Source organism: Shewanella sp. BC20 (assembly GCF_003129585.1).
In the GTDB taxonomy this organism is placed as follows: domain Bacteria; phylum Pseudomonadota; class Gammaproteobacteria; order Enterobacterales; family Shewanellaceae; genus Shewanella; species Shewanella seohaensis.
Window position 1 is genome coordinate 89,094 of the sequence record NZ_NHRI01000009.1, and the last position, 24,173, is coordinate 113,266.

General features: G+C 49.7%; 20 protein-coding genes. 8 read left to right on the plus strand and 12 right to left on the minus strand.

Annotated elements, in window-relative coordinates:
* The first annotated feature begins 34 nt into the window (after positions 1 to 34).
* The 3 genes from plsB to CBX96_RS11085 all read left to right on the plus strand — a co-directional run bounded on the left by plsB (position 35) and on the right by CBX96_RS11085 (position 4,623).
* Positions 35 to 2,458, plus strand: coding sequence for a glycerol-3-phosphate 1-O-acyltransferase PlsB (gene plsB / locus CBX96_RS11075; protein ID WP_086902444.1), 2,424 nt, complete (start codon positions 35 to 37; stop codon positions 2,456 to 2,458).
* Complete coding sequence (gene mtr, locus CBX96_RS11080; RefSeq protein WP_109286728.1) at positions 2,458 to 3,714, plus strand: tryptophan permease; 1,257 nt, start codon at positions 2,458 to 2,460, stop codon at positions 3,712 to 3,714. Before plsB ends, mtr begins: the two co-directional genes overlap by 1 nt.
* A 132-nt stretch (positions 3,715 to 3,846) precedes the next feature.
* Positions 3,847 to 4,623, plus strand: coding sequence for a VOC family protein (locus CBX96_RS11085; protein WP_109286729.1), 777 nt, complete (start codon positions 3,847 to 3,849; stop codon positions 4,621 to 4,623).
* Positions 4,624 to 4,735: 112 nt separating this feature from the next.
* On the opposite strand, the gene CBX96_RS11090 is transcribed toward CBX96_RS11085, so the two are convergent.
* The 8 genes from CBX96_RS11090 to CBX96_RS11125 form a co-directional block, all read right to left on the minus strand.
* Positions 4,736 to 6,697, minus strand: coding sequence for a methyl-accepting chemotaxis protein (locus CBX96_RS11090; RefSeq protein ID WP_109286730.1), 1,962 nt, complete (start codon positions 6,695 to 6,697; stop codon positions 4,736 to 4,738).
* Positions 6,698 to 6,923: 226 nt separating this feature from the next.
* Positions 6,924 to 8,081: a ribonuclease T2 gene (locus CBX96_RS11095; protein WP_109286731.1), complete on the minus strand. Its 1,158-nt coding sequence runs from the start codon at positions 8,079 to 8,081 to the stop codon at positions 6,924 to 6,926.
* Positions 8,082 to 8,259: 178 nt separating this feature from the next.
* On the minus strand, positions 8,260 to 11,397 hold the full coding sequence (locus tag CBX96_RS11100) for an efflux RND transporter permease subunit (protein WP_109286732.1): 3,138 nt from the start codon (positions 11,395 to 11,397) through the stop codon (positions 8,260 to 8,262).
* A gap of 9 nt (positions 11,398 to 11,406) precedes the next feature.
* On the minus strand, positions 11,407 to 12,915 hold the full coding sequence (locus CBX96_RS11105) for an efflux RND transporter periplasmic adaptor subunit (protein ID WP_109286733.1): 1,509 nt from the start codon (positions 12,913 to 12,915) through the stop codon (positions 11,407 to 11,409).
* A gap of 21 nt (positions 12,916 to 12,936) precedes the next feature.
* Complete coding sequence (locus tag CBX96_RS11110; protein ID WP_023266436.1) at positions 12,937 to 13,197, minus strand: heavy metal-binding domain-containing protein; 261 nt, start codon at positions 13,195 to 13,197, stop codon at positions 12,937 to 12,939.
* A 219-nt stretch (positions 13,198 to 13,416) separates the two neighbouring features.
* Complete coding sequence (locus CBX96_RS11115; RefSeq protein ID WP_011624501.1) at positions 13,417 to 13,893, minus strand: hypothetical protein; 477 nt, start codon at positions 13,891 to 13,893, stop codon at positions 13,417 to 13,419.
* Between the two features lie 72 nt (positions 13,894 to 13,965).
* Complete coding sequence (locus CBX96_RS11120) at positions 13,966 to 14,421, minus strand: DUF2057 family protein (protein WP_011624500.1); 456 nt, start codon at positions 14,419 to 14,421, stop codon at positions 13,966 to 13,968.
* Between the two features lie 102 nt (positions 14,422 to 14,523).
* A complete protein-coding gene (locus CBX96_RS11125; protein ID WP_109286734.1) occupies positions 14,524 to 14,886 on the minus strand; it encodes a hypothetical protein in 363 nt (120 codons plus the stop codon).
* A 413-nt stretch (positions 14,887 to 15,299) separates the two neighbouring features.
* Between CBX96_RS11125 and cymA the strand changes: the two genes are divergently transcribed.
* Entirely contained in the window at positions 15,300 to 15,863 is a 564-nt protein-coding gene (gene cymA, locus CBX96_RS11130) for a NapC/NirT family cytochrome c CymA (RefSeq protein WP_086902435.1), read from the plus strand.
* A gap of 70 nt (positions 15,864 to 15,933) precedes the next feature.
* Here the strand turns inward: cymA and CBX96_RS11135 are convergent, their stop codons facing one another.
* Complete coding sequence (locus CBX96_RS11135; RefSeq protein WP_109286735.1) at positions 15,934 to 16,209, minus strand: DUF1145 domain-containing protein; 276 nt, start codon at positions 16,207 to 16,209, stop codon at positions 15,934 to 15,936.
* 1 nt (position 16,210) lies between these two features.
* Positions 16,211 to 16,858: a 16S rRNA (guanine(966)-N(2))-methyltransferase RsmD gene (gene rsmD, locus CBX96_RS11140; protein WP_109286736.1), complete on the minus strand. Its 648-nt coding sequence runs from the start codon at positions 16,856 to 16,858 to the stop codon at positions 16,211 to 16,213.
* A 213-nt stretch (positions 16,859 to 17,071) separates the two neighbouring features.
* Here rsmD and ftsY point away from each other — a divergent pair, with 213 nt between their 5' ends.
* The 4 genes from ftsY to rpoH all read left to right on the plus strand — a co-directional run bounded on the left by ftsY (position 17,072) and on the right by rpoH (position 21,566).
* On the plus strand, positions 17,072 to 18,811 hold the full coding sequence (gene ftsY / locus CBX96_RS11145) for a signal recognition particle-docking protein FtsY (protein ID WP_109286737.1): 1,740 nt from the start codon (positions 17,072 to 17,074) through the stop codon (positions 18,809 to 18,811).
* A 3-nt stretch (positions 18,812 to 18,814) separates the two neighbouring features.
* Complete coding sequence (gene ftsE / locus CBX96_RS11150; RefSeq protein WP_011624494.1) at positions 18,815 to 19,516, plus strand: cell division ATP-binding protein FtsE; 702 nt, start codon at positions 18,815 to 18,817, stop codon at positions 19,514 to 19,516.
* Positions 19,513 to 20,478, plus strand: a complete 966-nt coding sequence (gene ftsX, locus CBX96_RS11155; protein WP_011624493.1) for a permease-like cell division protein FtsX — start codon at positions 19,513 to 19,515, stop codon at positions 20,476 to 20,478. Before ftsE ends, ftsX begins: the two co-directional genes overlap by 4 nt.
* Positions 20,479 to 20,708: 230 nt before the next feature.
* Complete coding sequence (gene rpoH / locus CBX96_RS11160) at positions 20,709 to 21,566, plus strand: RNA polymerase sigma factor RpoH (protein ID WP_011624492.1); 858 nt, start codon at positions 20,709 to 20,711, stop codon at positions 21,564 to 21,566.
* Between the two features lie 72 nt (positions 21,567 to 21,638).
* Here the strand turns inward: rpoH and menE are convergent, their stop codons facing one another.
* On the minus strand, positions 21,639 to 23,114 hold the full coding sequence (menE, locus tag CBX96_RS11165; RefSeq protein ID WP_109286738.1) for an o-succinylbenzoate--CoA ligase: 1,476 nt from the start codon (positions 23,112 to 23,114) through the stop codon (positions 21,639 to 21,641).
* A 6-nt stretch (positions 23,115 to 23,120) separates the two neighbouring features.
* Positions 23,121 to 24,170, minus strand: a complete 1,050-nt coding sequence (menC, locus tag CBX96_RS11170; RefSeq protein ID WP_109286739.1) for an o-succinylbenzoate synthase — start codon at positions 24,168 to 24,170, stop codon at positions 23,121 to 23,123.
* Positions 24,171 to 24,173: the final 3 nt, after the last annotated feature.

Sequence of the window (24,173 nt, forward strand, 5' to 3'; positions counted from 1 at the left end):
GGGCTAATGAACGTACTTACATTGCATAAGAATAATGCCTAAACAAGACTCTCTTTGGTTGAAATCATTACGCTGGATCCAAAAACACTTAGTGCACACTATTGTTGTGCCGCAGGATCCCTTTGCCGATCTGAATCTGGACGCGTCCAGACCGCTTGCTTATGTAATGAAAACAGAATCCCTGAGTGATATTGCTGCGTTAAGCGAAATCACCACTAAGCTGGGTTTGCCAAGCCCCTACGAGCCGCTCGTGGTCAATGGCGTTGTCGCGCCCCGTGTAGTTTGCCTCGAAGGCCGTAAGCCTTTGTTTGGCGAGCGTGCCAGTAATGAGCCATTCCTCGAATGTTTTATGCGCCTGTTGGCCGTCCATAAGGAAAAGCCAGAGTTAGATATTCAGCTGGTGCCTGTGAGTCTGTATTGGGGCCGTACTCCGGGTAAAGAAGACGACACCATGAAGGCGGCTGTGCTTGAGCGCGAGAACCCAACTTGGTTACGTAAGTGCTTGATGATCCTATTTTTGGGCCGTCACAACTTTGTTCAGTTTTCGAATGCGGTATCGCTACGTTACATGGCCGACGAACACGGCACCGATATGGGGATTGCCCATAAACTGGCGCGGGTGGCTAGAGTACATTTCCGCCGCCAACGCAAAGTGATGACAGGGCCTGTGCTGCCGAATCGTCAGGCAATGTTCCACTCCCTGCTGAAATCCGAATCCTTACGCAAGGCGATTCAGGAAGAAGCGGCGAGTAAGAAGATTTCCGAAACCCAAGCCCGTGAAACAGCAATTGAATATCTTGATGAAATTGCTGCGAATTATTCCGACAGCCTAGTGCGTATTGCCGAGCGTTTCCTAACTTGGTTATGGAACAAGCTCTACAGCGGTATCAACATCAAAGGTGCTGAACAAATCCGTCAGCTTCACCATGATGGTCACGAGATTGTTTATGTACCTTGCCATCGCAGCCATATGGATTACCTGCTGTTATCCTACATTCTGTATTACCAAGGCATGGTGCCACCGCATATTGCGGCGGGGATTAACCTAAACTTCTGGCCTGCGGGGCCGCTATTCCGCCGTGGCGGCGCTTTCTTTATTCGCCGTAGTTTTAACGGCAATAAACTCTATACGGCAGTGTTCCGTGAATACCTCGATCAGCTGTTTGCTAAGGGATATTCGGTTGAGTATTTCTCTGAGGGAGGCCGTTCTCGCACCGGTCGTCTATTGGCGCCGAAAACGGGCATGATCGCCATGACGATCAACAGTGTGCTGCGTGGTATCGAACGCCCTGTCACCTTAGTGCCTGTGTATTTAGGCTACGATCACGTGATGGAAGTGGCGACTTACCACAAAGAGCTGAGCGGTAAGAAAAAACAGAAAGAATCTGTATGGCAAGTCTTTGGTGCTATTCGTAAATTAGGTAATTTTGGCCAAGGTTATGTCAACTTTGGTGAGCCGATTACACTGCAAAACTTCTTGAATGAAACCGCGCCTAACTGGCGCACTGAAGTGGCCGACGATCCCGAACAAAAACCGACTTGGTTAACCCCAGCGGTCAACGTGTTAGCGAATCGCGTGATGACCCGCATTAACGATGCTGCCGCCGCCAGTTCTATCACCTTGACTAGCTTAGTGCTGCTGGCGTCGGAGCAAAATGCCCTAGAGCGTTGTTTGCTCGAGCGTCAGTTAGATTTGTACCTGACGTTGCTTAAGCGTGTGCCTTACACTTCGTTTACGTCGGTGGCCGAAGGTGATGGCAAGCACTTAGTGCAACAAGGTTTAGAGCTGAATAAGTTCTCCATCAATGCCGATCCTCTGGGTGAGATAGTATCTATTGACGCGAATCAAGCGATTTCAATGACTTACTATCGTAACAATATCATCCACTTATTTATTATTCCGTCGTTGATTGCCAGCTGCTTAACCAACAATAAGCAGATTTCAAGAGCCCATATCCTAGGGATTGTGAGTGACTTCTATCCGCTATTGAAGGCGGAGTTATTCATGGGTATCAAGGACCTCCCAAGTTATGTGAATCAAGTGCTGGATCTGTTTATTGAGCAGGGTCTGGTGCAGGAAAGCGATACGCTGTCGGTGGTGACCGAGCACACCAGTCAAATGTTGTTGCTGGCCGGAAGCGTTAGCGAAACCTTGCAACGTTATGCGATTATCTTCAATCTGCTGGCCCACAGACCTAAGATGGAGCGTTCGGAGCTGGAGTCTGAAAGCCATCTGCTTGCCCAACGTTTAGGGGCGCTGCATGGAATTACCGCGCCAGAATTCTACGACAAGAAACTCTATAACACCTTGAGTGTTAAGCTTAAAGAGTTGGGTTATTTCTCCGAGAAGGAAGATAAATCCGACGTTGAGCGCATTCGCGATCAAGCCAATAGCTTGCTCAGAGCCTCAGTGAGACAAACCATAGTAGCGAGCGTGACCGCGGAGCATATCGTTTAATGGCTAACCATATGAATGCGGCGAAGAATAAGCCGGTGGGCAAGTCTTTGCTCGGTGGTGCCATGATTATTGCCGGCACCACAGTCGGGGCGGGGATGTTTTCTTTGCCCGTTGTGGGCGCTGGCATGTGGTTTGGCTACTCGGTACTGATGTTACTCGGTATTTGGTTCTGCATGTTGATGTCGGGATTGTTACTGCTCGAAACCAATCTGCATTTCGAACCGGGATCGAGTTTCGATACCCTGACCAAGGAAACTCTAGGTCAGTTTTGGCGGATCGTGAATGGGGTATCGATTGCCTTCGTGCTTTACATCTTAACCTACGCCTACATCAGTGGCGGCGGCTCGATTGTTAACCATAGCCTACAGGGTATGGGGATTGAGTTACCCCAGAGTGTTGCTGGATTAGTATTTGCGGTTGTGCTCGCCTGTATCGTGCTGATCAGCACCAAGGCGGTGGATCGTATTACGACCATAATGCTCGGCGGTATGATTATTACTTTCTTCCTCGCGATTGGTAATTTACTGATCGAGATTGATGTGACTAAGTTGCTCGAACCGGATGGCAATCAAAGCTTTATGCCTTATCTGTGGGCTGCTTTGCCCTTTGGCTTGGCAAGTTTTGGCTACCATGGCAACGTGCCGAGTCTGGTGAAGTACTATGGCAAAGATTCATCGACCATCATCAAAGCGATTTTCGTCGGCACTTTCATCGCGCTGATCATTTATGCTTGCTGGTTAGTCGCCACTATGGGCAACATTCCCCGCAGCCAATTTAGTGAGATTATTGCCCAGGGTGGCAATATGGGTGTGTTAGTCGGCGCCTTGTCGAAAGTGATGGAAAGTAACTGGTTAAACAGCATGTTAACCCTATTTGCTAACTTAGCTGTGGCGTCTTCTTTCCTTGGCGTGACCTTAGGCTTATTCGATTATTTGGCCGATTTATTTGGGTTCGACGATACGCGCTCGGGGCGGATGAAAACGGCTGTTGTCACCTTTGTGCCGCCGACCATATTAGCTTTGCTGTTCCCCGATGGCTTTTTGGTTGCCATTGGTTTCGCAGCCTTAGCGGCAACCGTTTGGGCCGTCATAGTGCCAGCACTGATGGCCTATAAATCGAGACAGCAGTTCCCTAACCATCAAGGTTTTAGAGTCTTCGGTGGCACGCCCTTAATTATCCTTGTGGTGTTATATGGCGTGGTGACAGGGGCTTGCCATCTACTCGCGATGGCGAATTTATTGCCGCAGTTCTCCTAAGTATTTCGCCTACGAATCAAGCCCTCAAATTGAGGGCTTTTTCTTTATATTCATCTTTTTATCGCCAAAACTGGACAGTTGCTCAAACTCCAGCTTAACTCGAACACATTATCTGTTTGATTGGAGTCTGCAATGAGGATTACTCAGTACGCGCAGGGGCAGGCCTGTTGGGTCGAACTGGCGAGCCATGACTGGCAGGGCGCACAGGGGTTTTACCATGCACTGTTTGGTTGGAATGCAGTGGAAATGGCGATTCCTAATGGTCATTTCTCGCTGTTCAATCTGGAGGGCGACGATTTAGGGGCCATGTATCAAATCCCTGAGTCGGAACCACAGATCCCTAGCCATTGGCGGATCTATTTTGCGGTTAATGATATTGAAGTAACGGTTGCCGCCATCCTGGCTGCGGGTGGGCAATTACATATGGGACCGCATGTGGTGGGGGATGCGGGCGTGATGGCGCAGGTGAGCGACCCCGAAGGCGCACGCTTTGCCCTGTGGCAAGCAAAAAATCACTCTGGCTCGCGTCGCCAAGGTGAAGAAAATACCCTGTGTTGGGTGGAGCTGGCCTGTCGCGAGCCTAGCGCCGAAGCCAGTTTTTACACTCAAGTGTTTCCTTGGACCGCGCTCACTAGTCATGTGCCCGGCATCGATTACACCGAGTGGCAAATCGACGGCCAGTCTATGGGGGGCATGATGAAAATGATGCCGGAATGGGGCGAGATCCCCGCCCATTGGATGCCTTATTTTGTGGTGGCGGATTGTGATGCCTTTGCCGCTAAGGCGCAGGGGCTGGGTGCGCAAATATGCGTGCCGCCAAGCGATATCCCCGATGTGGGACGTTTTTCGGTGATTGCCGACGCGCAAGGGGCAACCTTCGCGGTCATCAAGTTAAATGCGCTATCTTAAGCTGGCGAGGAGAGATTTCAGCATAAACGACAATAAAACCTAGGTTTATTGAGTCATACCTAGGTTTTATATGGTCTTATGTCGATGCGCTTATTCCTTTATCCGCTACTGGCTACACCTTAAACTCACTCACTAAACCATCCAGCTGTTGACCTATCCCCAGCAAGCCATTGGCAGAGCTGGCAGCCTGTTTAACCCCCGTCAGAGTACGGTTGGCGCTGTCATTCACGCTGTTGATCGACATATTAATTTCTTCCACCACGGTCGACTGCTGCTCGGCAGCGTGGGCCATTTGCGAGACCGAGTGGGTGATCGACATGACCATTTCGGTGATAGTCGAGAGGGCCGATTCCACTTGGGTTACTTGCTCGACCGTGCTGTTGGTGGCTTCTCGGCTTTGTCCCATCATGGTCGCCGCTGAGCCCGATCTATCCTGCAGTGTTTGGATGATTTGCTGGATTTGCTTGGTCGATTCTTGCGTTCTGCTGGCAAGTGAACGTACTTCATCGGCCACCACGGCAAAGCCTCGTCCTTGCTCGCCTGCCCGAGCCGCTTCGATGGCCGCGTTGAGCGCCAACAGATTGGTTTGCTCGGCAATGGCGCGGATCACATCCAGTACGGCACCAATCTTATCGCTGTCGTTACGTAACTGTTCTATGGTGGTGGCCGAGGCTTCGACTTTGCTCGCCAGTTCCCTCATCGAATGGGTGGCGCGGGTGACTGTCTCGCGGCCGAGGAGAGCTTGTGCTTTGGCATCTTCTGAGAGCTTATTGGCAGTATCGGCACTGGCGGCGACTTCAACGGCACTGGCGGCCATTTCGGTGATGGCCGAGGCGACGAGTTGGGTTTCATTCTGCTGCGAACTCATGTCTTGGGTTGCGCTGTGAGTCACATTGTTGAGCTGGGTTGATGCGCTAACCATTTGAACTGTCGTGTCTTTGACTTCGGCGACTAACTGCTGGATCCGCAGCACAAAGCGGTTAAAGTTTTTGGCAAGTTGGGTCAGTTCGTCATGGCCGTTTACGGGGAGGCGCTGGGTGAGATCGGCCTCGCCATCGGCGATTTCATTCAGTAGCGCCACTACTTCACGTATGGTGCGTAGCAGGCTTTGGGTCACTATCACGGTAATAAAGGCGGAAAGCAGAATCGCGATCAGCAGGATAATGTTGATAAAGATGATTTTTTGGCTGACTTCCTTGGCGGCGATATCGCCCGCTTCGGAGAGAGACTTCATGGTATTGTCTTGCAGCTCTGAGGTTATCTGCGCCATTTCGATGCCGATATTATCGAGCTGCACTATGGCTTGATTGCGGTTGTTAATCGCCTCAAAGACCCCGTTGGCCGCTTGTTCATACTCGCTAAGCAGTCCGGCGGCTTGCTTGACTTGTGATTGATAGCTCAAGTTATCGAGCGCGGCGGCAAGCTCATCCATAGTGGTATGAGTGTTGACGATTTCATCCCGAAAACGCTGCGCCTGATCGGCTTGGTTATCGAGGAGAAACTTGCTGACATAGAGGCGAGCCAAGAGCAGTTCACGCAGATTTTTACCGGCGAAGAAGGCGCCCTGAACATCGCCATCGGTAAAAGAAGACTGCATGATCTGGGAGATAATTTTCTCGATTTCGGGCCCTTTGACATCGAGTATGCCGGTGACTAGCTTGGCTCTTTGCTGCTGATTGCTCACGACTTGGCGATTAAAAATATCCACATATTCTTTTTCATGGGCAATGATCTGCTCAAGCATTTGAGTTCGTTCAGGATTATCTATATGGGCTTTGGCCTTTGCCAATATGTCGCGGGTTTTGCTGTCTTGGGCGCTAAATTCGGCTGCCGTCTCGCTGGAGCCGGTTTTGACATAGGTTTTTACCGTGAGGCGCAGGCGATAAATTTCCTGTAACAGGCTACTGGTGAGATCGCTTTCTGGGGCAAGATCTTCAGTAACGGCGCGCATCCGATTATCAATGTCGGTCAGGGCAAAGTAGCTTAATACCCCTAAAGTGATAAGCATGGCAACGAGAAAGACAGGAACGATTGCAAGCTTTTTAGTGAGCGTTAACTGATTGATAGAAAACATAGTTACCTCAGAGTGAACTTGTCTTCCATGGCTTGGATTAAAGCGCTAGCTCCTGTACTAGGCACGGCTTGTTTGAGTATAGGAGACATATCCTGAGGTAAAGGGACTGCTTAAATGAAGTTTCGTTAATATTGGGCGAGGGCGTTTGGGAGGGATAACCGTTTTTAGCCTCTTGGTTTATAAGCGGTTGCCAGTGGCGATATGCCCCGCCACTGGCTGTATGCGGTTAGTTTGGATTGTCGATAAACAGTGTGGCCGGGCAATTGGTTTTTTTCGCCTTCGGCGCCTTAGCGAGCAGACTCGGCAAAGAGTCGGAGTTGTTGATGACTTGAGGCAGGTTTATGCGGATTTCACTCAAGAGTCCTTTGGCACAGTCTAGGGTGACTTTAGTGTGCGCACCTTGGCCAAAGCTGGCATCAAAGCTCTGATTTAGCTCCTGTTGAGTCACTTTTTTACCGATTCTTTCATGGATAAATTGTTGCACCCATGCCGAGGCATTCACTTCCTGTGTCAGCTGAGTCGCCAGTAAGAAGTAGTCATTAGGGTCTTGGTTGCGACAGGTGCCATGTTTCCACCATTCATGGCGCTCTAAACAGCTGCCGTAGCGGGCACTTGGCATCACTTCCTCGAGATTTTTTTGGACGGAGGCATTGAGCGTCACCTCGGGATAATCACAAAAATCACTCGGTTGTTGTTTCACGCTGCTGCAAAAACCGTAACGGGTGCCACATTGCTGGCGATTCGGCCACAGGCCATGCAGACTAAAGTGTTGCCACTGAGGCGCATCACTGTTCTGGCTTAAGGCGCGGCACTCAGGTTTACGGCTGCCATAGAGTTCGCAAAAGGTGCTTTGCCAACTCAGGGCGAGCACATTGGAGTCGTAGTTATCCTCGATTTGGCACACATTGCCTTGGCGCTTCTCTGGCGTGCCACGTTCTTGCGGGTTTTCACTCTTAACCGCCGTGCTCTCGCTAGCGAGGCTTGTTTGCGCGGGCTCGACATTCGCTGTGGGCTGAGCGGTCGCTATGGATTCGGCGGGCGCTGTAGCTGCGGCATTGTATTGTCCGCAATCACCTTTTATCCAACGCAGTGGCGAGCTGTTGGCATTAGTTCGCACCCTGAGCCAATCTGGATTATTGCTATTACCTAAAATTTCGGCAACGGGATAACGCTCGCCAATATTGCTCTGCCAATCATCGGGATTGGTTTGTTTATTTTTAGACTGAAACAGTTCGCAGCGCTTATTGGCGACAAACTCTCCCGAGGCAGGGGCCGCCTGAAGGGCGATGGGCGTAAAACCTATCAACAACAGCCCCAGTAAGCCAAAGCTATGGCGATAAATACCTGCGCGGTTGTGGATGGGAAGAGAAAATAAAGCTGTCATTCGCTGGCGTCCTTTCTGCTATGGCGGTGGCACAAACATATGGTGTTGCAAGCTGCTATTGTGCAGTGAAATTACCGAATACGCGAATAGGATATGGACTGAAAAACTACTTCGAATTCAAAAAACATAACCCCTAGCGTAAATCTCGCTAGGGGTTATGGTGAATTAAAGCAAAGGGTTATTCTGCTTTATTGATTTGGCGAGCGTAGATCAACAGATACAGTGCAGGCAGAACAAACAGCGACAATATCGGTGCTGTCACCATACCGCCGACCATAGGTGCGGCGATTTTTTGCATCACATCGTTACCCGAACCCGCACCCCACATGATGGGCAAGAGGCCGAAGAAGATGGTTGCTACTGTCATTGCTTTAGGTCGAATACGCATTACCGCACCTTCAATCAAGGCTTCTTTTAAGTCCTCGACTGTGTGGTAGGTGTTTTTCTCCTGCCGGTGTTTGATGGCGTTATTGAGGTACACCAACATCACCACCCCGAATTCGGCGGCGACCCCGGCAAGGGCGATCATCCCCACGGCGACGGCGACCGAGATGTTGTAGTCGAGTAGATACAATAACCAAGTGCTACCCACAAGGGCGAAGGGGAGGCTTAGCATAATAATGCTGGCCTGCATGGTCGAGCCAAAGGTCATCATCAGTAGAATAAAGATCACCCCGAGTGCCATAGGGATCACTTGCTTAAGCTTGGCATCGACCCGCTGCATGTACTCGTATTGACCCGCAAAGCTATAGCTGTAACGGGGCGGCACAACGAGTTCTTCATCTAAAGCGGTTTTTGCCGCGGCGATATATTCACCAATCGAAGTGCCTTCGATATCGATAAATACCCACGAAATTAACCGGCCGTTCTCACTCTTAAGCATTGGCGCGCCATCGTTAATTTCGATATCGGCCAAGTTACGCAGCGGCAAGTAATGCCCTGATTTAGTGATTACTGGCAGCTCGCGCAGTTTCTCTATATTGTCACGCAGTTCACGGGGGTAGCGCAGGTTGATGGGGTAACGCTCCGCGCCTTGAACCGACTCACCAATATCCATACCACCAATCGCGTAACGTACTACATCTTGGATATCCTGTAGTGTCATGCCATAGCGGGCGGCTACATCGAGCTTGGGGCTGATATCAATATAGCGACCGCCACCACTGCGTTCGGCGTAGGCCGATTTGGTGTGCGGCACTTTACTTAAGATAGCCTCAATCTTAGCGCCTAGGGTTTGTAGCTCATTGACATCGGCGCCGGTGATCTTAATCCCCACGGGGGTTTTAATCCCCGTCGACAGCATATCGATACGAGTTTTAATTGGTTGCACCCAAGCGTTGGTTAGGCCGGGCACTTTCACCGTTTGCTGTAGCTGATTAATGATGCCGTCTAAGGTCATGCCCTCACGCCATTCATCATGGGGTTTGAGCATAATCGTGGTTTCGAGCATGGTCAGCGGCGCGGGATCGGTTGCGGTTTCGGCGCGGCCGACTTTACCGAATACGCGGGCTACCTCAGGGACGGTTTTAATCAAACGGTCGGTCTGTTGTAGCACTTCGGCGGCTTTACTGGCGCTGATCCCAGGCAGTGCCGTTGGCATATAGAGCAAATCCCCCTCTTCGAGGGCGGGCATAAACTCACTGCCCATGCGCGTCATGGGATACCAAGCGCTCGCCAATGCCACTAAGGCAAGCACTATGGTGACTTTAGGGAACTTAAGTACCAGTTTTAATGCCGGTTGATACAGGGCAATCAGCACGCGACTGATAGGGTTACTGCGCTCGCTTGGGATTTTCCCACGGATAAAGTAACCCATGAGAATGGGCACTAAGGTAATAGATAAAAACGCGGCCGCGGCCATAGCAAAGGTTTTGGTGTAGGCGAGCGGTGCGAATAAGCGTCCTTCCTGCGCCTCTAGCGCGAAGACGGGCACAAAGCTTAAGGTGATGATAATCAGCGAGAAAAATAGCGCTGGGCCGACTTCAATCGAAGCCTCTGTCACAATGCGCCAATGCTCTTTTACCGAAGGCTCACGGTCGTGCTCGGCTTTAAAATACTCCAAATGTTTGTGCAGGTTTTCGATCATAACGATGGCACCGTCAACGACCGCACCGATAGCAATAGCGATACCGCCAAGACTCATGATGTTGGCATTCACGCCCATTTTGTTCATCACGATAAAGGCGATGAGAATCGACAGCGGCAAGGTGATCACAGCCACTAAGGTTGAGCGCGCATGCAGCAAAAACAGCAGACACACTAAGCCCACGACCAGCATTTCTTCGACTACTTTGCTGAACAGGTTGTCGACGGACTTTTGGATCAGTTGCGAACGGTCATAGGTTGGAATGATTTCCACGCCGTCAGGCAGACCGGTTTTTAACTCTTCAAGTTTGGCTTTGACCGCATCAATTGTCGCGAGGGCGTTTTCACCGTAGCGCATGACTACAATGCCGCCCACGACTTCGCCTTCGCCATCTAGCTCGGCAATACCACGGCGAGAAGCTGGGCCTTTACGGACGGTCGCAACATCCTTCAGCAACAAGCCTGTGCCGGATGGGCTAGTTATCCCTAAAGGAATTTCACGGAAATCCTCTAAGGTTTGGCGATAACCCTTAGCGCGCACCATGTATTCGGCTTCGGCCATTTCGACCACAGAACCACCTGCCTCGCTGTTGGCTTTATCGATCGCTTGCTTAACCGCGGCGATATCGAGCTTGTAAATCGCCATTTTGTCTGGCTCAAGCACGATCTGATAGGTTTGTTCCATGCCGCCGACGGTCGCAACTTCGGAGACTCCGGCAACACTTTGTAGCTCGAGTTTGAGATACCAATCTTGCAAGCTCTTGAGCTGAGACAGGTCTAAGTTGCCGGAGCGATCGACCAGTGCGTACTCAAATACCCAACCCACGCCTGAGGCATCGGGGCCGAGTGAGGGTTGTACCCCTTGAGGTAAGCGACTGCTGATCTGGCTTAAATACTCCAACACCCGCGAGCGCGCCCAATAGATGTCAGTGCCATCTTCGAAGATCACATACACATAAGAGTCACCAAACATCGAAAAACCCCGCACGGTTTTTGCACCGGGCACGGCTAACATGGCGGTTGAGAGTGGGTAAGTTACTTGTTCTTCAACTAATTTTGGCGCTTGGCCCGGATAAGGAGTCTTAATAATCACCTGCACATCGGATAAGTCAGGCAGGGCATCGAGCGGCGTTTTACGCAGCTCCTGTATCCCCCAGACAGTGATCATCATGGCGATAATCAACACCATGAGCCTTTGTCTGATCGAGGACTCAATAATATATTTCAACATAATCCGCTCCTAGTGCTGATGGCCGCTGCTTAAACGCATTAAGCTGCCCTTGAGGCTGGCCTCGGAGTCGAGTAGGAATTGTCCCGATGTCACCACGCGTTCACCTTCACTGAGACCCGAGACTATCTCGGCCTTACCTTGGCTCATCATGCCGACCGTCACGGCCTTAGCGGTAAAGCTGTCGTCGGCCTGTTTCACTATCACGCGGTTTTCTTTACCCGTTTGGATTAAGGCTTCCTGCGGGATCACTAACACATCTTTATTGGGCCCGCCGAAGAGCGAGACCTTGGCAAGCGTCTTAGGTCTGAGGGAGACATCGGTATTATTCAGCACTACACGCACTCTTAAGCTGCGGGTGATGGGGTCAAGCTCTGGGTAGATATAGTCAATTGTGCCTTCGATACCGCTGATATTCATGGCGGGCACAGAGACTTCGGCTTTCTGCCCTAGGGCAATCCAGCTTTGCTCGTTTTCAAACACATCGGCGATCACCCACACTTTGGAAAGGTCGACAACCGACATCACCTCAGTAGAGGGTTGGATATACATGCCATCGCGCACATCGAGTGCTTTGACAATGCCATCTTGCAGGGCATAGAAAGGCACGCGGTACTGGGTCTGACGTGAGTCTGCAAGTTGTTGAATTTGCTTTTCATTCATCCCAAGTAGTGACAAGCGTAGCCCCGCTTTACGGACTAAATCCTGATAACGGCTACCATTACCCGCAGACTTGGCGGTATCGAGCGCTAACAGATAATCATCTTGGGCGTTAATCAGATCGGGGGAATAGATCTCGTATAACAGCTGGCCTTTTTTAACTGTGTCGCCAACGGATTTGATCATCAGCTTTTCAATCCAGCCGGTAACACGGGCGTGCACATGGTTGATTTGGCTCTCGTCGTAGTCTATTTGACCCACAGTTTCGACAAATTTCCATAGGGTATCGCGTTTTACCTCGGCCACTTTCAGTGCAAGCGCCTGTTGCATGCTGCCCGAGACATTAAGGTTGATTTCTTGGGTATTACCGCCAGTTTCAACCTTTTCTAAATTCATGCCGCAGATAGGGCAAGTGCCTGGTACATCACTAATAATGTGGGCGTGCATAGGGCAGACGTATTTAATGGTTGCCCCAGAACTTTGATTCTTGACTAAGCTATTGGCTTTAGGCGTTGGCGTATCAAAGACTTGCGCCGCATTTTGGCTTGCGCCACTGGCTTGATGATCCGCATGTTGGCCGGCAGTGCTTGCCTCTTCCTCTTCTTCCTTCTCAACGAGGAACATATTGCACTTAGGGCAACGGCCGGGCTCGTGACTTTCGACCTCGGGGTGCATTGGACAAGTGTATGTTTTGACTTGATTAGTTTTACTGGTATTGGTTGCATGCTCGTGGCCCGCTTCAGCTTGTGTTGCGGCATTAACGAGCTGCGCTTGGGTTAACCAAGGCGTCCCCATCAGTAGGCTGCTGAGTATCAATACAGCCTTAGGGCCCGGCTTTTTTACTTTATTAAATTGCTTCATATGCCTCATCTCCAGCCTAGCTTAGTGGTGCGCGTGGTCTTTGTGCATTGCACCGTCAGCCATTTTCTCTTCAGTCGCTTTTGGCTCTAAATTCATGCCACATTTAGGGCAAGTGTCACCTTTGTTACCTGTCACTTCTGGGTGCATAGGGCAAACATAGGTTTGAGCTTGTTCCTGTGGCGCGGCATTGTCATGGTGGTGCTCATGGGGCGTTGCCGTAGCAAACACACTGGTGCTAGTCATTAAAAATGCAACTAAGGCAAGATTAGTTAAGGTTTTCATATTGTTCACTCCATCGGGTTTGGTAGCCGAATATGAGTGCATAAAACGTGACTGGTATTATTCTGCGCCGATAACCTGCGCGAATAGGGCTGCCATAGCGGTCAGCTGGGTCAGTACTACGCTTTTGCTTTACTCTGGGTGCTGAGTTGTTGGTGCACCACAATAAACGGCGAAATAAATTGTTAGCTTTGTTCGCCCTGAAAAAAGGGCACAATGAGGCTAGGCTATCGGCGGTTTAAAGGCCGAAGACAGGGAGATAGAGTGGAAATGAGGCATAGGAGTGGCCACTGGGGTATCACTCAGTCCAACACTGGGCCAAAGGTGTGGGCTGAAAAGAGTGCCGGCAACTGAAATCGTTAAACAATGTCCACAGTCATTAAGACAAGATGTGGTGCCATCACAGCAGTGCTGCTTCGCGCCGGGAAGCATTTGATCGTTACAGCAATCTGTACTGGCCATTGCACCTGAATCAGCTCGGTTCTCAGTGTTCATCTGCATCATGGCGGCATGGTCCATTCCTTGGCTGGAAGGGTTATGAACCATAGCGCTCATTTCCATAGAGCGCATCACCATCGCGTGACCATTAGACGCAACACTTTGCCCGACGAGTGCGAGTAAAGTGAATATGACTAATAGTGAACGACCTAGTGTGTGATGCATAAATATTCCAAATAATGAACGGCTCGATTTTAGCATAGAGGCATTATCCTGCAATGAGTTAACTCACATTTCAGTTAATGCCCCCGCTTATAAACTCCTACGGTTTAATTATTTTGAGGGATGGTTTTCCAACATATCCGCCATTAATTGGCTGTGGTTTTGCAATGGCTGTGGCTGTGGCGTCGCATTATCCACACTTAATTGAATGCTGGGATTTTTAATAAAACGTCTCGCATCCGCCTCACTGACTAATTTAGGCGTGCTAATTTGGTAATTAGACTGAGATGCAACATCTAAGGTAAAGAATAAAGGTTCCGACTTCACCCAAGTGCCGCTGTCGTCAGCACGGTAGTTGAATACATCTTGATATTTAACTTCAACCAGTACTTTACCTTCGGGCAGTTCAACGGGTTTAAACGCTTTAGTGGCTTGACCATTAATGCTGACAACATTGAGGGTTTCTGTACCTTTTAGGGTTGCTGCGTTAGCCGTCATGCTAATCGCCAGAGTGCTCATGATTAAAGTCGCGCCAACTAAGGTTTTGTTGATTAAAGTGGTTTTCATAATAAACTCCAAAAATTTGCTATATCGCGTGAGTGCGCAATCGTGGCGTCATCATCGCGAAATATTGAATCGATTTAATTGCTAAAACTTAAAACAGATCGGTTACAGCAAATTGGAGTTGGGAGGGGGTGTGGTTAACCCGAGATCGGCCGTTTGAATCGCCCAGCTTTGGACTGCAATACGCTTACTCGCATGATTCATCAGTGCGAGTTGGGGTTGTGACGTAGAGAGATAAAGTTGTGCGAGACAATGGGTTTTACAGTGGTTGGTGAGGGAGTCTTGGCAATGCAGCATGCATTCGTCCGAAGGACAATCGGGCATAGTACACTTCATCTTGCCATCGACCATTTGCATGCTGGGCGTATCGTGGGAGTCATTCATCGCTGAAGTTGGCATAGCATTCACCATCGCCGATTGGGCGATAAGTGAAAATAACAGTGCTATGGTGATCCAAAACTTAGCCATAAAAACTCACATAAAATAATGTCTACCTCTAATGACCTTTAAAGTTGGTGAAAAGTTTCGTACTCATTTTGTTTTTTTATGTATCACACTGTGGCTTCGCAGGTTAAATGTCGTCTTGATCACATTTTTGTATTCTAAAAATGATTTCATTGCCTTAGCTTCATAAGGTAGTACTTAATCATTGGTCGCTTAGCATAATGATTAATGTATTAGCGTGAGTTGAAGTACCCTCAAGCTCTGCTAAGCTGGGTTGAGTGAGTTATGTATTAAGAGTTAGACCTAAGTCTCATTTTGCACTTTTAAGTTTAAATTAATGGGCATTTTTAGGCTTAAAATCAAATTTCTAATAAATGAAAAAATATAAAATAGTCTTATAAAAACTAATTTTGACAATATTTTTTGGAGATAGAGTGATGAACTGGCGTGCACTATTTAAACCAAGCGCAAAATATTCCATCCTGGCGCTGATCGTCGTCGGTATTGTTGTCGGTGTTGTGGGCTACTTTGCAACCCAGCAAACCTTACATGCGACAAGCGAAGACGCATTCTGTATGAGCTGCCATAGCAACCACTCATTGAAAGATGAAGTGTTAGCTTCTGCCCACGGCGGTGGTCGTGCGGGTGTGACTGTACAGTGTCAAGACTGCCACTTACCACACGGTCCAGTGGATTACTTAATTAAGAAGATCATCGTATCTAAAGACTTATACGGTTTCTTAACGATCGATGGCTTTAACACTCAAGCTTGGTTAGACGAAAACCGCAAAGAACAAGCAGACAAAGCATTGGCTTACTTCCGTGGTAATGACTCTGCAAACTGCCAACACTGCCATACTCGTATTTACGAGAACCAGCCTGACACTATGAAGCCAATGGCTGTGAGAATGCACAGCAACAACTTCAAGAAAGATCCTGAAGCAAGAAAGACCTGTGTGGATTGTCACAAAGGTGTCGCTCACCCCTATCCAAAAGGATAAGGTTTAGCGCTTCAATAGCTTGATATGAAAATTAAAAGCCCTCGAAAGAGGGCTTTTTGCTTGCCGAGCATTAATTGGATTGGGATAAAACCTGTTTGCGAAAAGCCAAAAGGCTAAATACGCCGAAGATAAACACTTGCAGATAATCTTGCTTGCGCAGTGTCAGAAGGTTTTTAAACAGCATATGGAAGATGGCAACTTGGAAGCAATGCATCAGGCAAGTAATGCCAAGCAAGATATTGAGAATAATGCCGATATTGCCTGCAAAAGGCATAACAAGGTTATAAGCCATCATCAGCCACGCGATTAAGGTAATGGCTTTGCCCATATTGATCAGAAACGACATGCTATTCCTCGGTGTTAGCCTGAAAGTCCTCGGCCTGGTATTGATATAAGCGATAGCTGACTTGCCCTGCTGTCTTGTCTTTGAGCGGTTGCCAAGTCGCAGGGACTGCCATTTGAGTTAATTCCGACTCAATCTCCACATAAATTAGCGCGCCATCATTAAGCCAACCTTGGCTGTCCAATAGTTGAATGGTCTTTTCTGCCAAGCCTTTGCGGAAAGGCGGATCGATAAACACCACGTCAAACCCTTGGTCGCAGCCATTTTGCAGCACAACTAAAGTATCGGCGTTGAGTACCTCGGCATTGTCGCACTTGAGGGTATTGAGATTCGCTTTAAGTTGCATGGCGGCAGGACGTTGCAACTCGATAATCTTGGCGTAACTTGCATAACGTGAGAGAGACTCAAGCGCCAAGGCGCCGCTGCCACCAAAGCAGTCGAGCACCCTTGCGTGGGCTATATCATTGGCAAGCCAGTTAAATAGGGTTTCGCGGACTCTATCTGTGGTCGGCCGCAGGCCGTCTAAATCATGGATGGGCAGTTTGCGCGAACGCCATTGCCCGGCAATGATCCGCACTTGGCCACTACCGGCTTTCTTGTTGGCCGTTTGACTCTTGATCACTTGCTTGTTGTTTGCACGATTATTAGCCAAAGTGCCCCCGTGATTTTGCCTGAAGAAAGAAAGTGGTAGACTATGCCACCTTAATAAAGGCCACTATTTTATATCAAACTCCTAGTAAAAGGTGAGAAGGCTGATAGAGCAGAACTAATTGCCGACTTTTTGGGCGTAATTGCCGCGGTAATCTGGTATAACGGCAGGGTCTTATTTTAAATTCAACACTGAAGTAGAGCGCTGGAATTACACATGGCAAAGAAAGGTTTTTTCTCCTGGTTTCGTAAAGATAAATCACAAGATGAGGTTGTCGAGCAAACCCCAGTCTCTACTCCATCGCAAACCGAGCAAGCCGAAGCATTAGCAAAGCAGCACGCTGAAGAAGCCCGTCACGCGGCTGAAAAGGCGGCCGCCGAACAGGCTTTAGCCGACAAATTAGCGGCCGAAAAAGCAGAAGCGGAAAGAGTTGCCGCAGAACAAGCGGCAAAAGTCCAAGCAGAAGCCCAGCGTGTTGCTGAAGAGCAAGCAGCACGTTTAGCCGAACAACAGGCCGCCGAAGTCGCGCGGTTAGCGGCGGAGCAAGCGCAGGCTGAGCAGTTAGCCGCTGAGCAAGCGCAAGCGGAAAGAGTTGCAGCAGAACAAGCTGCAAAAGCTCAAGCTCAAGCAGAAGCCCAGCGCATTGCCGAAGAGCAAGCAGCACGTTTAGCCGAACAGCAGGCGGCCGAAGCCGCGCGTTTAGCGGCGGAGCAAGCGCAGGCTGAGCAGTTAGCCGCTGAACAAGCGCAAGCGGAAAGAGTTGCCGCAGAACAAGCTGCAAAAGCTCAAGCTGAAGCCCAGCGCATTGCCGAAGAGCAAGCTGCACGTTTAGCCGAACAACAAGCGGCCGAAGCCGCGCGTTTAGCGGCGGAGCAAGCTCAGGCAGAACAGTTAGCCGCTGAACAAGCAGAAGCCGAAAGAGTTGCTGCAGAAGCCCAAGCAGAAGCAGAGCGAGTTGCCGCTGAACAGGTCCAAGCTGAACAACCCCTTGAACAACAACCCGAACCTCAGGCAAAACCCGCCAAAGAAAGCTTCTTCGCGCGACTAAAACGCGGCTTGATGCGCACTAGCGAAAATATTGGTAGCGGTTTCATCGGGTTATTTCGTGGTAAAAAAATCGATGATGATCTGTTTGAAGAGTTGGAAGAGCAGCTGTTAATCGCCGACGTGGGTGTCGAAACGACTTCACGCCTTATCCAAAGCCTGACCGAACACGCGTCTCGCAAGCAACTAAAGGATGCCGAAGCACTCTACGATCTGCTGCGTGATGAAATGCAGAAGACGCTCGATCCTGTCGCTATTCCTTTAGTGCCTGAAAATGCTAACGGCCCCTATGTGATTCTAATGGTTGGCGTTAACGGTGTGGGTAAAACCACCACTATCGGTAAACTGGCGAAGCAATATCAGCGTCAGGGCAAGTCTGTGATGTTAGCGGCGGGCGATACCTTCCGTGCTGCAGCGGTTGAGCAATTACAGGTTTGGGGTCAACGTAATAATATTCCCGTGGTGGCTCAGCATACGGGCGCCGACAGTGCCTCGGTACTCTTCGATGCGCTGCAAGCGGCCAAGGCCCGTAAGATTGATATCTTGATTGCCGACACCGCGGGTCGTCTGCAAAACAAGTCGCATCTGATGGAAGAGTTAAAGAAAGTGGTGCGGGTAATGAAGAAGCTCGACCCAGAGGCGCCACACGAAGTCATGCTGACCTTAGATGCGAGCACGGGCCAAAATGCCATTAGCCAAGCGCAGTTATTCCAAGAGGCTGTTGGCGTCACCGGCATGACCATCAGCAAGCTCGACGGTACCGCCAAGGGCGGCGTGGTGTTTGCGATTGCCGACAAGTTTAAAATCCCGCTGCGCTATATTGGCGTGGGTGAGCAAATTGATGATTTGCGTACCTTTAATTCTAAAGAATTTATTGATGCCTTGTTCACTCAAGAGAAAGCGGATAGCTAATTTATGATTGATTTTCAGCAGGTCAGTAAGATTTATCCTGGTGGCCAAATGGCACTGGAAGAGGTGAATTTTCATCTACAAAAAGGTGAAATGGCATTCTTAACCGGCCATTCGGGCGCGGGTAAGAGTACCCTGTTGAAATTAATCACAGTGATCGAGCGTGCCACCACTGGCCGGGTGGCGATTAATGGCCACGATATTGCCAAAATCAGCCCTAAACACGTGCCCTATTTGCGCCGCAATATTGGAATGATTTTCCAAAACCATCATCTATTGATGGACAGAAGCGTATTCGACAACGTCGCCTTGCCATTAGTGATTGAAGGTTTTTCCCACGGTGAGATCCGCAAACGTGTCGCTGGCGCGCTGGATATGGTGGGTTTGTATGGCAAAGAGCGCCATAACCCCATCATGTTATCCGGTGGTGAGCAGCAACGTGTCGGTATCGCCCGCGCCATTGTGAATAAACCGCCACTATTGCTGGCCGACGAACCGACGGGCAACTTGGACCCTAAGTTGTCGATGGATATCTTGCGCTTATTCGAAACCTTTAACGATGCGGGCACTAGCGTGCTTATCGCTACCCACGATTTGGGACTGATCGCGCGGATGAAGTACCGCACTTTTACCCTGAAACAAGGGCGTATGCTCGGCGCACAGGAATTACACCATGGACACGCGACGGCTCGAGGTGATGCGCAATGAGTGACAACGCTAAATTAACGCGCAGTAAGTTGCCCATTTCGGGGCGTATCGTGATGTTTTTTATTCGTCATGTGCAGCAAGCCATGGCGAGTATGGGTGAGCTGTGGCGCAGTCCAGTTTCTTCTCTGATGACGATGGCGGTTCTCGGTGTGAGTCTAAGCTTACCCGCGGCGCTGCAAGTGTTAGTGAAAAATGCCGAGACCATTACTAGCTCTTGGAACAGCGCGGCGGAGATTTCACTGTTTATCGATGAAAATCGCAGCGAGCAGACAATTCAAAGTTTGCTGACCCGCATCCGAGCCTATGCCGAAGTGGAAAAGGTGCAGTATATCGACCGCAATCAAGCGCTTGAGGAATTTCAGCGCCTGTCGGGGTTTGGTGAAGCGTTAGCTTATCTCGATAAAAACCCGCTGCCAGCGGTGATTACCGTGACGCCGACTCAGCGTTATTCCACCCCAGTGGGTGCCCGTGAGTTGTTGTCTAAGCTGGAGCGCGAGCCTGAAATCAGTTTTGGCCGCTTAGATATCGAATGGCTAGAGCGTCTGCAAGCCGTGGTGCGCTTACTCGAACGTACCGTGATGGCGATTGCAGCCTTACTAGTGCTCGCCGTGGTGTTGGTGATAGGTAACACCATTCGCTTAGCGATTATGAACCGTCGCACCGAAATTGAAGTGATGAAGCTGGTTGGCGCCACTGAGTCCTTTATTCAGCGCCCCTTCCTTTATACGGGCATTTGGTACGGGGTCATTGGCGGTGTATTGGCTTGGCTTATCATTAACCTATTGGTTTGGTATCTAGATTCTGCCCTCGCTGAGCTGCTCGGTTTGTATGGCAGTCAGTTAGAGATGAAGTCTTTGACCTTTACCGAACTGCTACAATTAGTGGGCTTAGCCTCCTTCTTAGGTTGGCTGGGTTCTTACCTTTCGGTAAGGCAACATTTAAGAGCGATTGAACCCTCTTAATGATCAATCATTTATCGTTTAAAAATGCGAGTAGATAAGGCAAGCGATGAACTTTTGTTCACTTGCAATGTCTATTCAACGGGGTTAAAAGTAACACCCTAGACGAGCGAAGGTTGACATACTCTGTCAATTAGCCGATAGTTCGTCAGCTCATCCTCAAGGTGTTTTGAGTTAAGCCACAGGATGAAATCGACTTATATTTGATAAGTAGCAAGAAAGTAGGAGCGCGAATGACCTTTCAAACGCAATCAATGGCACTAACAGTCCCTCAGGGCAGCAGTAGTTTAGAAGCTTATATCCATTCAGTGACTAGCATGACAATGTTAGACGCTGAGACTGAGTATGAGTTAGCCAAGCGTTTGCAGGAAACGGGTGATCTGCAAGCGGCGAAGCAACTGATTATGTCGCACTTACGTTTTGTGGTGCACGTTGCTAAGGGCTACTCAGGTTACGGTCTGCCACAGGCGGATTTGATCCAAGAAGGCAACATTGGTCTGATGAAAGCGGTTAAGCGCTTCGATCCCGATGTGGGCGTTCGTCTAGTGTCTTTTGCTGTGCACTGGATTAAAGCTGAAATTCACGAATATGTGCTGAAAAACTGGCGCATTGTTAAAGTTGCAACCACCAAAGCACAACGTAAGTTGTTCTTTAATATCCGTAAAGCGAAAACTCGCCTCGGTTGGTTTAGCGATGATGAAGTCGCAATGGTGGCAGAAAACTTAGGTGTATCTAAGGCCGATGTGACTGAGATGGAATCACGTATGGCGGCGCAGGATCCTGCGTTTGACCTCAGCAGTGACAACGATGATGAGCAGGATTTTGCCCCTGTGCATTATCTCGAAGATCATTCGTCGGATTTAGCCGAAAATATCGAAAACGATAACTGGGAATCCAATGCCCAAGGTCGTTTATTATCGGCCATCAAAACCTTAGACGAGCGTAGCCAGCACATTCTGCGTGCCCGTTGGTTAGATGATGATAAAACCACACTGCAGGAATTGGCAGAAACCTATCAAGTCTCGGCTGAGCGCATTCGCCAGTTAGAGAAAAACGCCATGAACAAGCTTAAGGCTTGTATGGAAGCCTAATTAGGCTCGGCGTGAGAACATAAAAAAACCTGCTGCGGCAGGTTTTTTTGTGGCTGAATTTACCAAGAGTTATCAAAATTCGGATTGAATAGCGGCAATAAGTTGCTTGCGATTCACCTTTAAACCCGTTTGTTCGGCATGCTCTGGCCAAGGGTAATAGCGACGTGGTCGTTTAAAACGAGCGATTTTGTCGGCGAGAAAGACTTCAAGTTCAGCCTCTATTGCGCTTAACTCTTGGCTTGTACTGCTGTGGATTGTCTCACCGAGAATAATGTCACCACGAATAATGGCGGCGGGGAGTTGGCCGAAGGTGACGTCAGGCAGAGGGAAGACGATTGCCTCATAAATTAGCGGATGCAGTTTGAGCGCCGCTTCAATTTCCTCTGGCTGAATGTTCTCACCGCCACTGATAAACATATTATCGACGCGGCCCAAGATCTTAAGATTACCGTTAGCATCCCACTCGCCCCTGTCTTTGGTATAAAACCAACCCTCGGCATCGAGTGGTTTTTCGATCCCCTTATCCGTGAGATAACCCATAAATAGGCAATCTCCTCGCACCCAAATTACCCCATCGACAATTTTGAGTTCACGCCTTGGGAGTAATTTGCCACTGGTGCCATCGCTTAGCGCAGGGCCTGTGGTGATTTGCGAGCCCATCTCAGTCATGCCGTAGCTGGTAAAGCTGGCAATATGCCGCTGTTCCAGCTGTTTGAGCAAATCGATAGAAATTGCGCCGCCGCCGAGCAGCAGGGCTTTAATACTCTTGAGTGAAGCCTGTTTATCGGCGAGTAGATTGAGTAACTGTGTCGGCACGAGGGAAGCATGGGTTAAGCCGTCGCGCTCGATTTGCGCCTGTAACGGTAGGGCGGGGTCCGGCAGCACTACCGTCGCCGCCACTAGGGCGCAGCGGTTGAGAATGGCGAGGCCGCCAATATGAAACAGAGGTAACGACAACAACCAAGCATCACCAGTGACTAGCGGGATAAGACTGCGGGCGCCCTCGGCATTGGCAATATGATTCGCAAGATTGTGCACGGCCGCCTTAGGAAAACCGCTGGAGCCAGAGGTTAAAATCACATTACTTGGACGATAAATATCAAAAGCTGTCGCGGCGAGGTCGGCGCTAGGTGCTGCATCGAGACTAAAATCCAGCGTGAGTTGATGACTGCCTGACAAGGCCAGCGCCGCTTCGCTCCAATAGAAAGGAATGTGGTGGCTATCGATAAGCCCTTGAACTTGCGCCAGCGGAAAACGTGGCGAGATAGGAAAGAAGATTGCGCCAATATCCACACAGGCCCAATACAAGCAAATCATCTCTAAATTATTGCGGCTGATACATGCCAGTGGTTGCCCTTGGCCTACGCCGATGCGCGTGAGCTGTTCACCCAAGCCCAGCACCATTTGGCTTAAGCGGGCGTAGCTGATGTCCTGCCCATTATACTTAACCGCCGTTTGTGTGGGTGAGGTGAGCGCCGCGCTATGTAATGGCGAGATACCTTGCAGTGCAATGGAGTGGGATGGTGCCAATGTTTGAGATCCGGACATTGGCGATTAATCCTGCTGCGTACTGGTGACAAGTTTAAGTTGATGAAGCTTCAAGCATTGTGGCTTGTTGCTTGGTACGATTAAGTCTTGGCTAAAGGCGCTCAAAGTATCTAGCCCTGGGATTTCATCGGGCGTCAGTATGGCGGCTAAGTGGGCCAAGTCATTGATACCTAAACTGGCCTCAAGGCTTGAGCTTAAGATACAGCGCACGCCATGGCTGTGGGCCTCGTCGATAAGGCGCTGAAGTTTTTCAATACTGCCAAGTAGCATGGGTTTGATGATGAGTGCCGTGAGTCCCTCGTGCATCACAAATTGATAATCCGGGTCATTGAGGGATTCATCTAAGGCGTAGGGCAGAGGAATAGCGCGATACAGGGTTTGATTATCCTGCGGATGCTGGCAAGGTTCCTCAATATATTCAATGCTCTCTAGTGGTAAACAGGCAGCAAAATCGAGGGCTTGTTCTAAGCTAAAGCCGCGGTTGGCATCTAAGCGCAGCTTGAGATCGGGTCTCTGGCCTAAGATGCCATAAATCAAGCTTAATTCATCTTCCATTGAGGTTTGTGCGACTTTCACTTTGACTGAGTGTACGCCGCTATCGAGACTCGCAATTCTTGCTATCAATTCGGATTTTGGCGCATCCGCTGGCTGATAGATGAGCGGCACTGTGCTGGTGACAGGCCGCACCGACTCGAGTTTTCCGCTGAGTTTGGCATGCAATAGGCTCAAGCCAAAGGCCATGGACGGATAGGGACTCGCTTCGGCCTGCTCGAGCAAGCAATCGATAGGCTGATTTTGCAGTTCGGGCAATAGCGCCACTAAGGCCTGTTGTACTTCGTCTAGGCTCTCGCGGCTAAAACCGGACAACGGCTGTTGGTCGATATCAATCCCTGAGAGCGGCGCGATTTCAACCAGTTGCTCGCTTTCTTCACCCTCTGCTCGTGCTTTTGCCTGCAACACTAAGCCCGTTCTATGGTCGATACGCTGTTTCCCCACGGGTAAAAAGCGGTCTAAGGGCAGGCGATATAAGGACAAGCTGAGCGAAGTTAAGATCATATT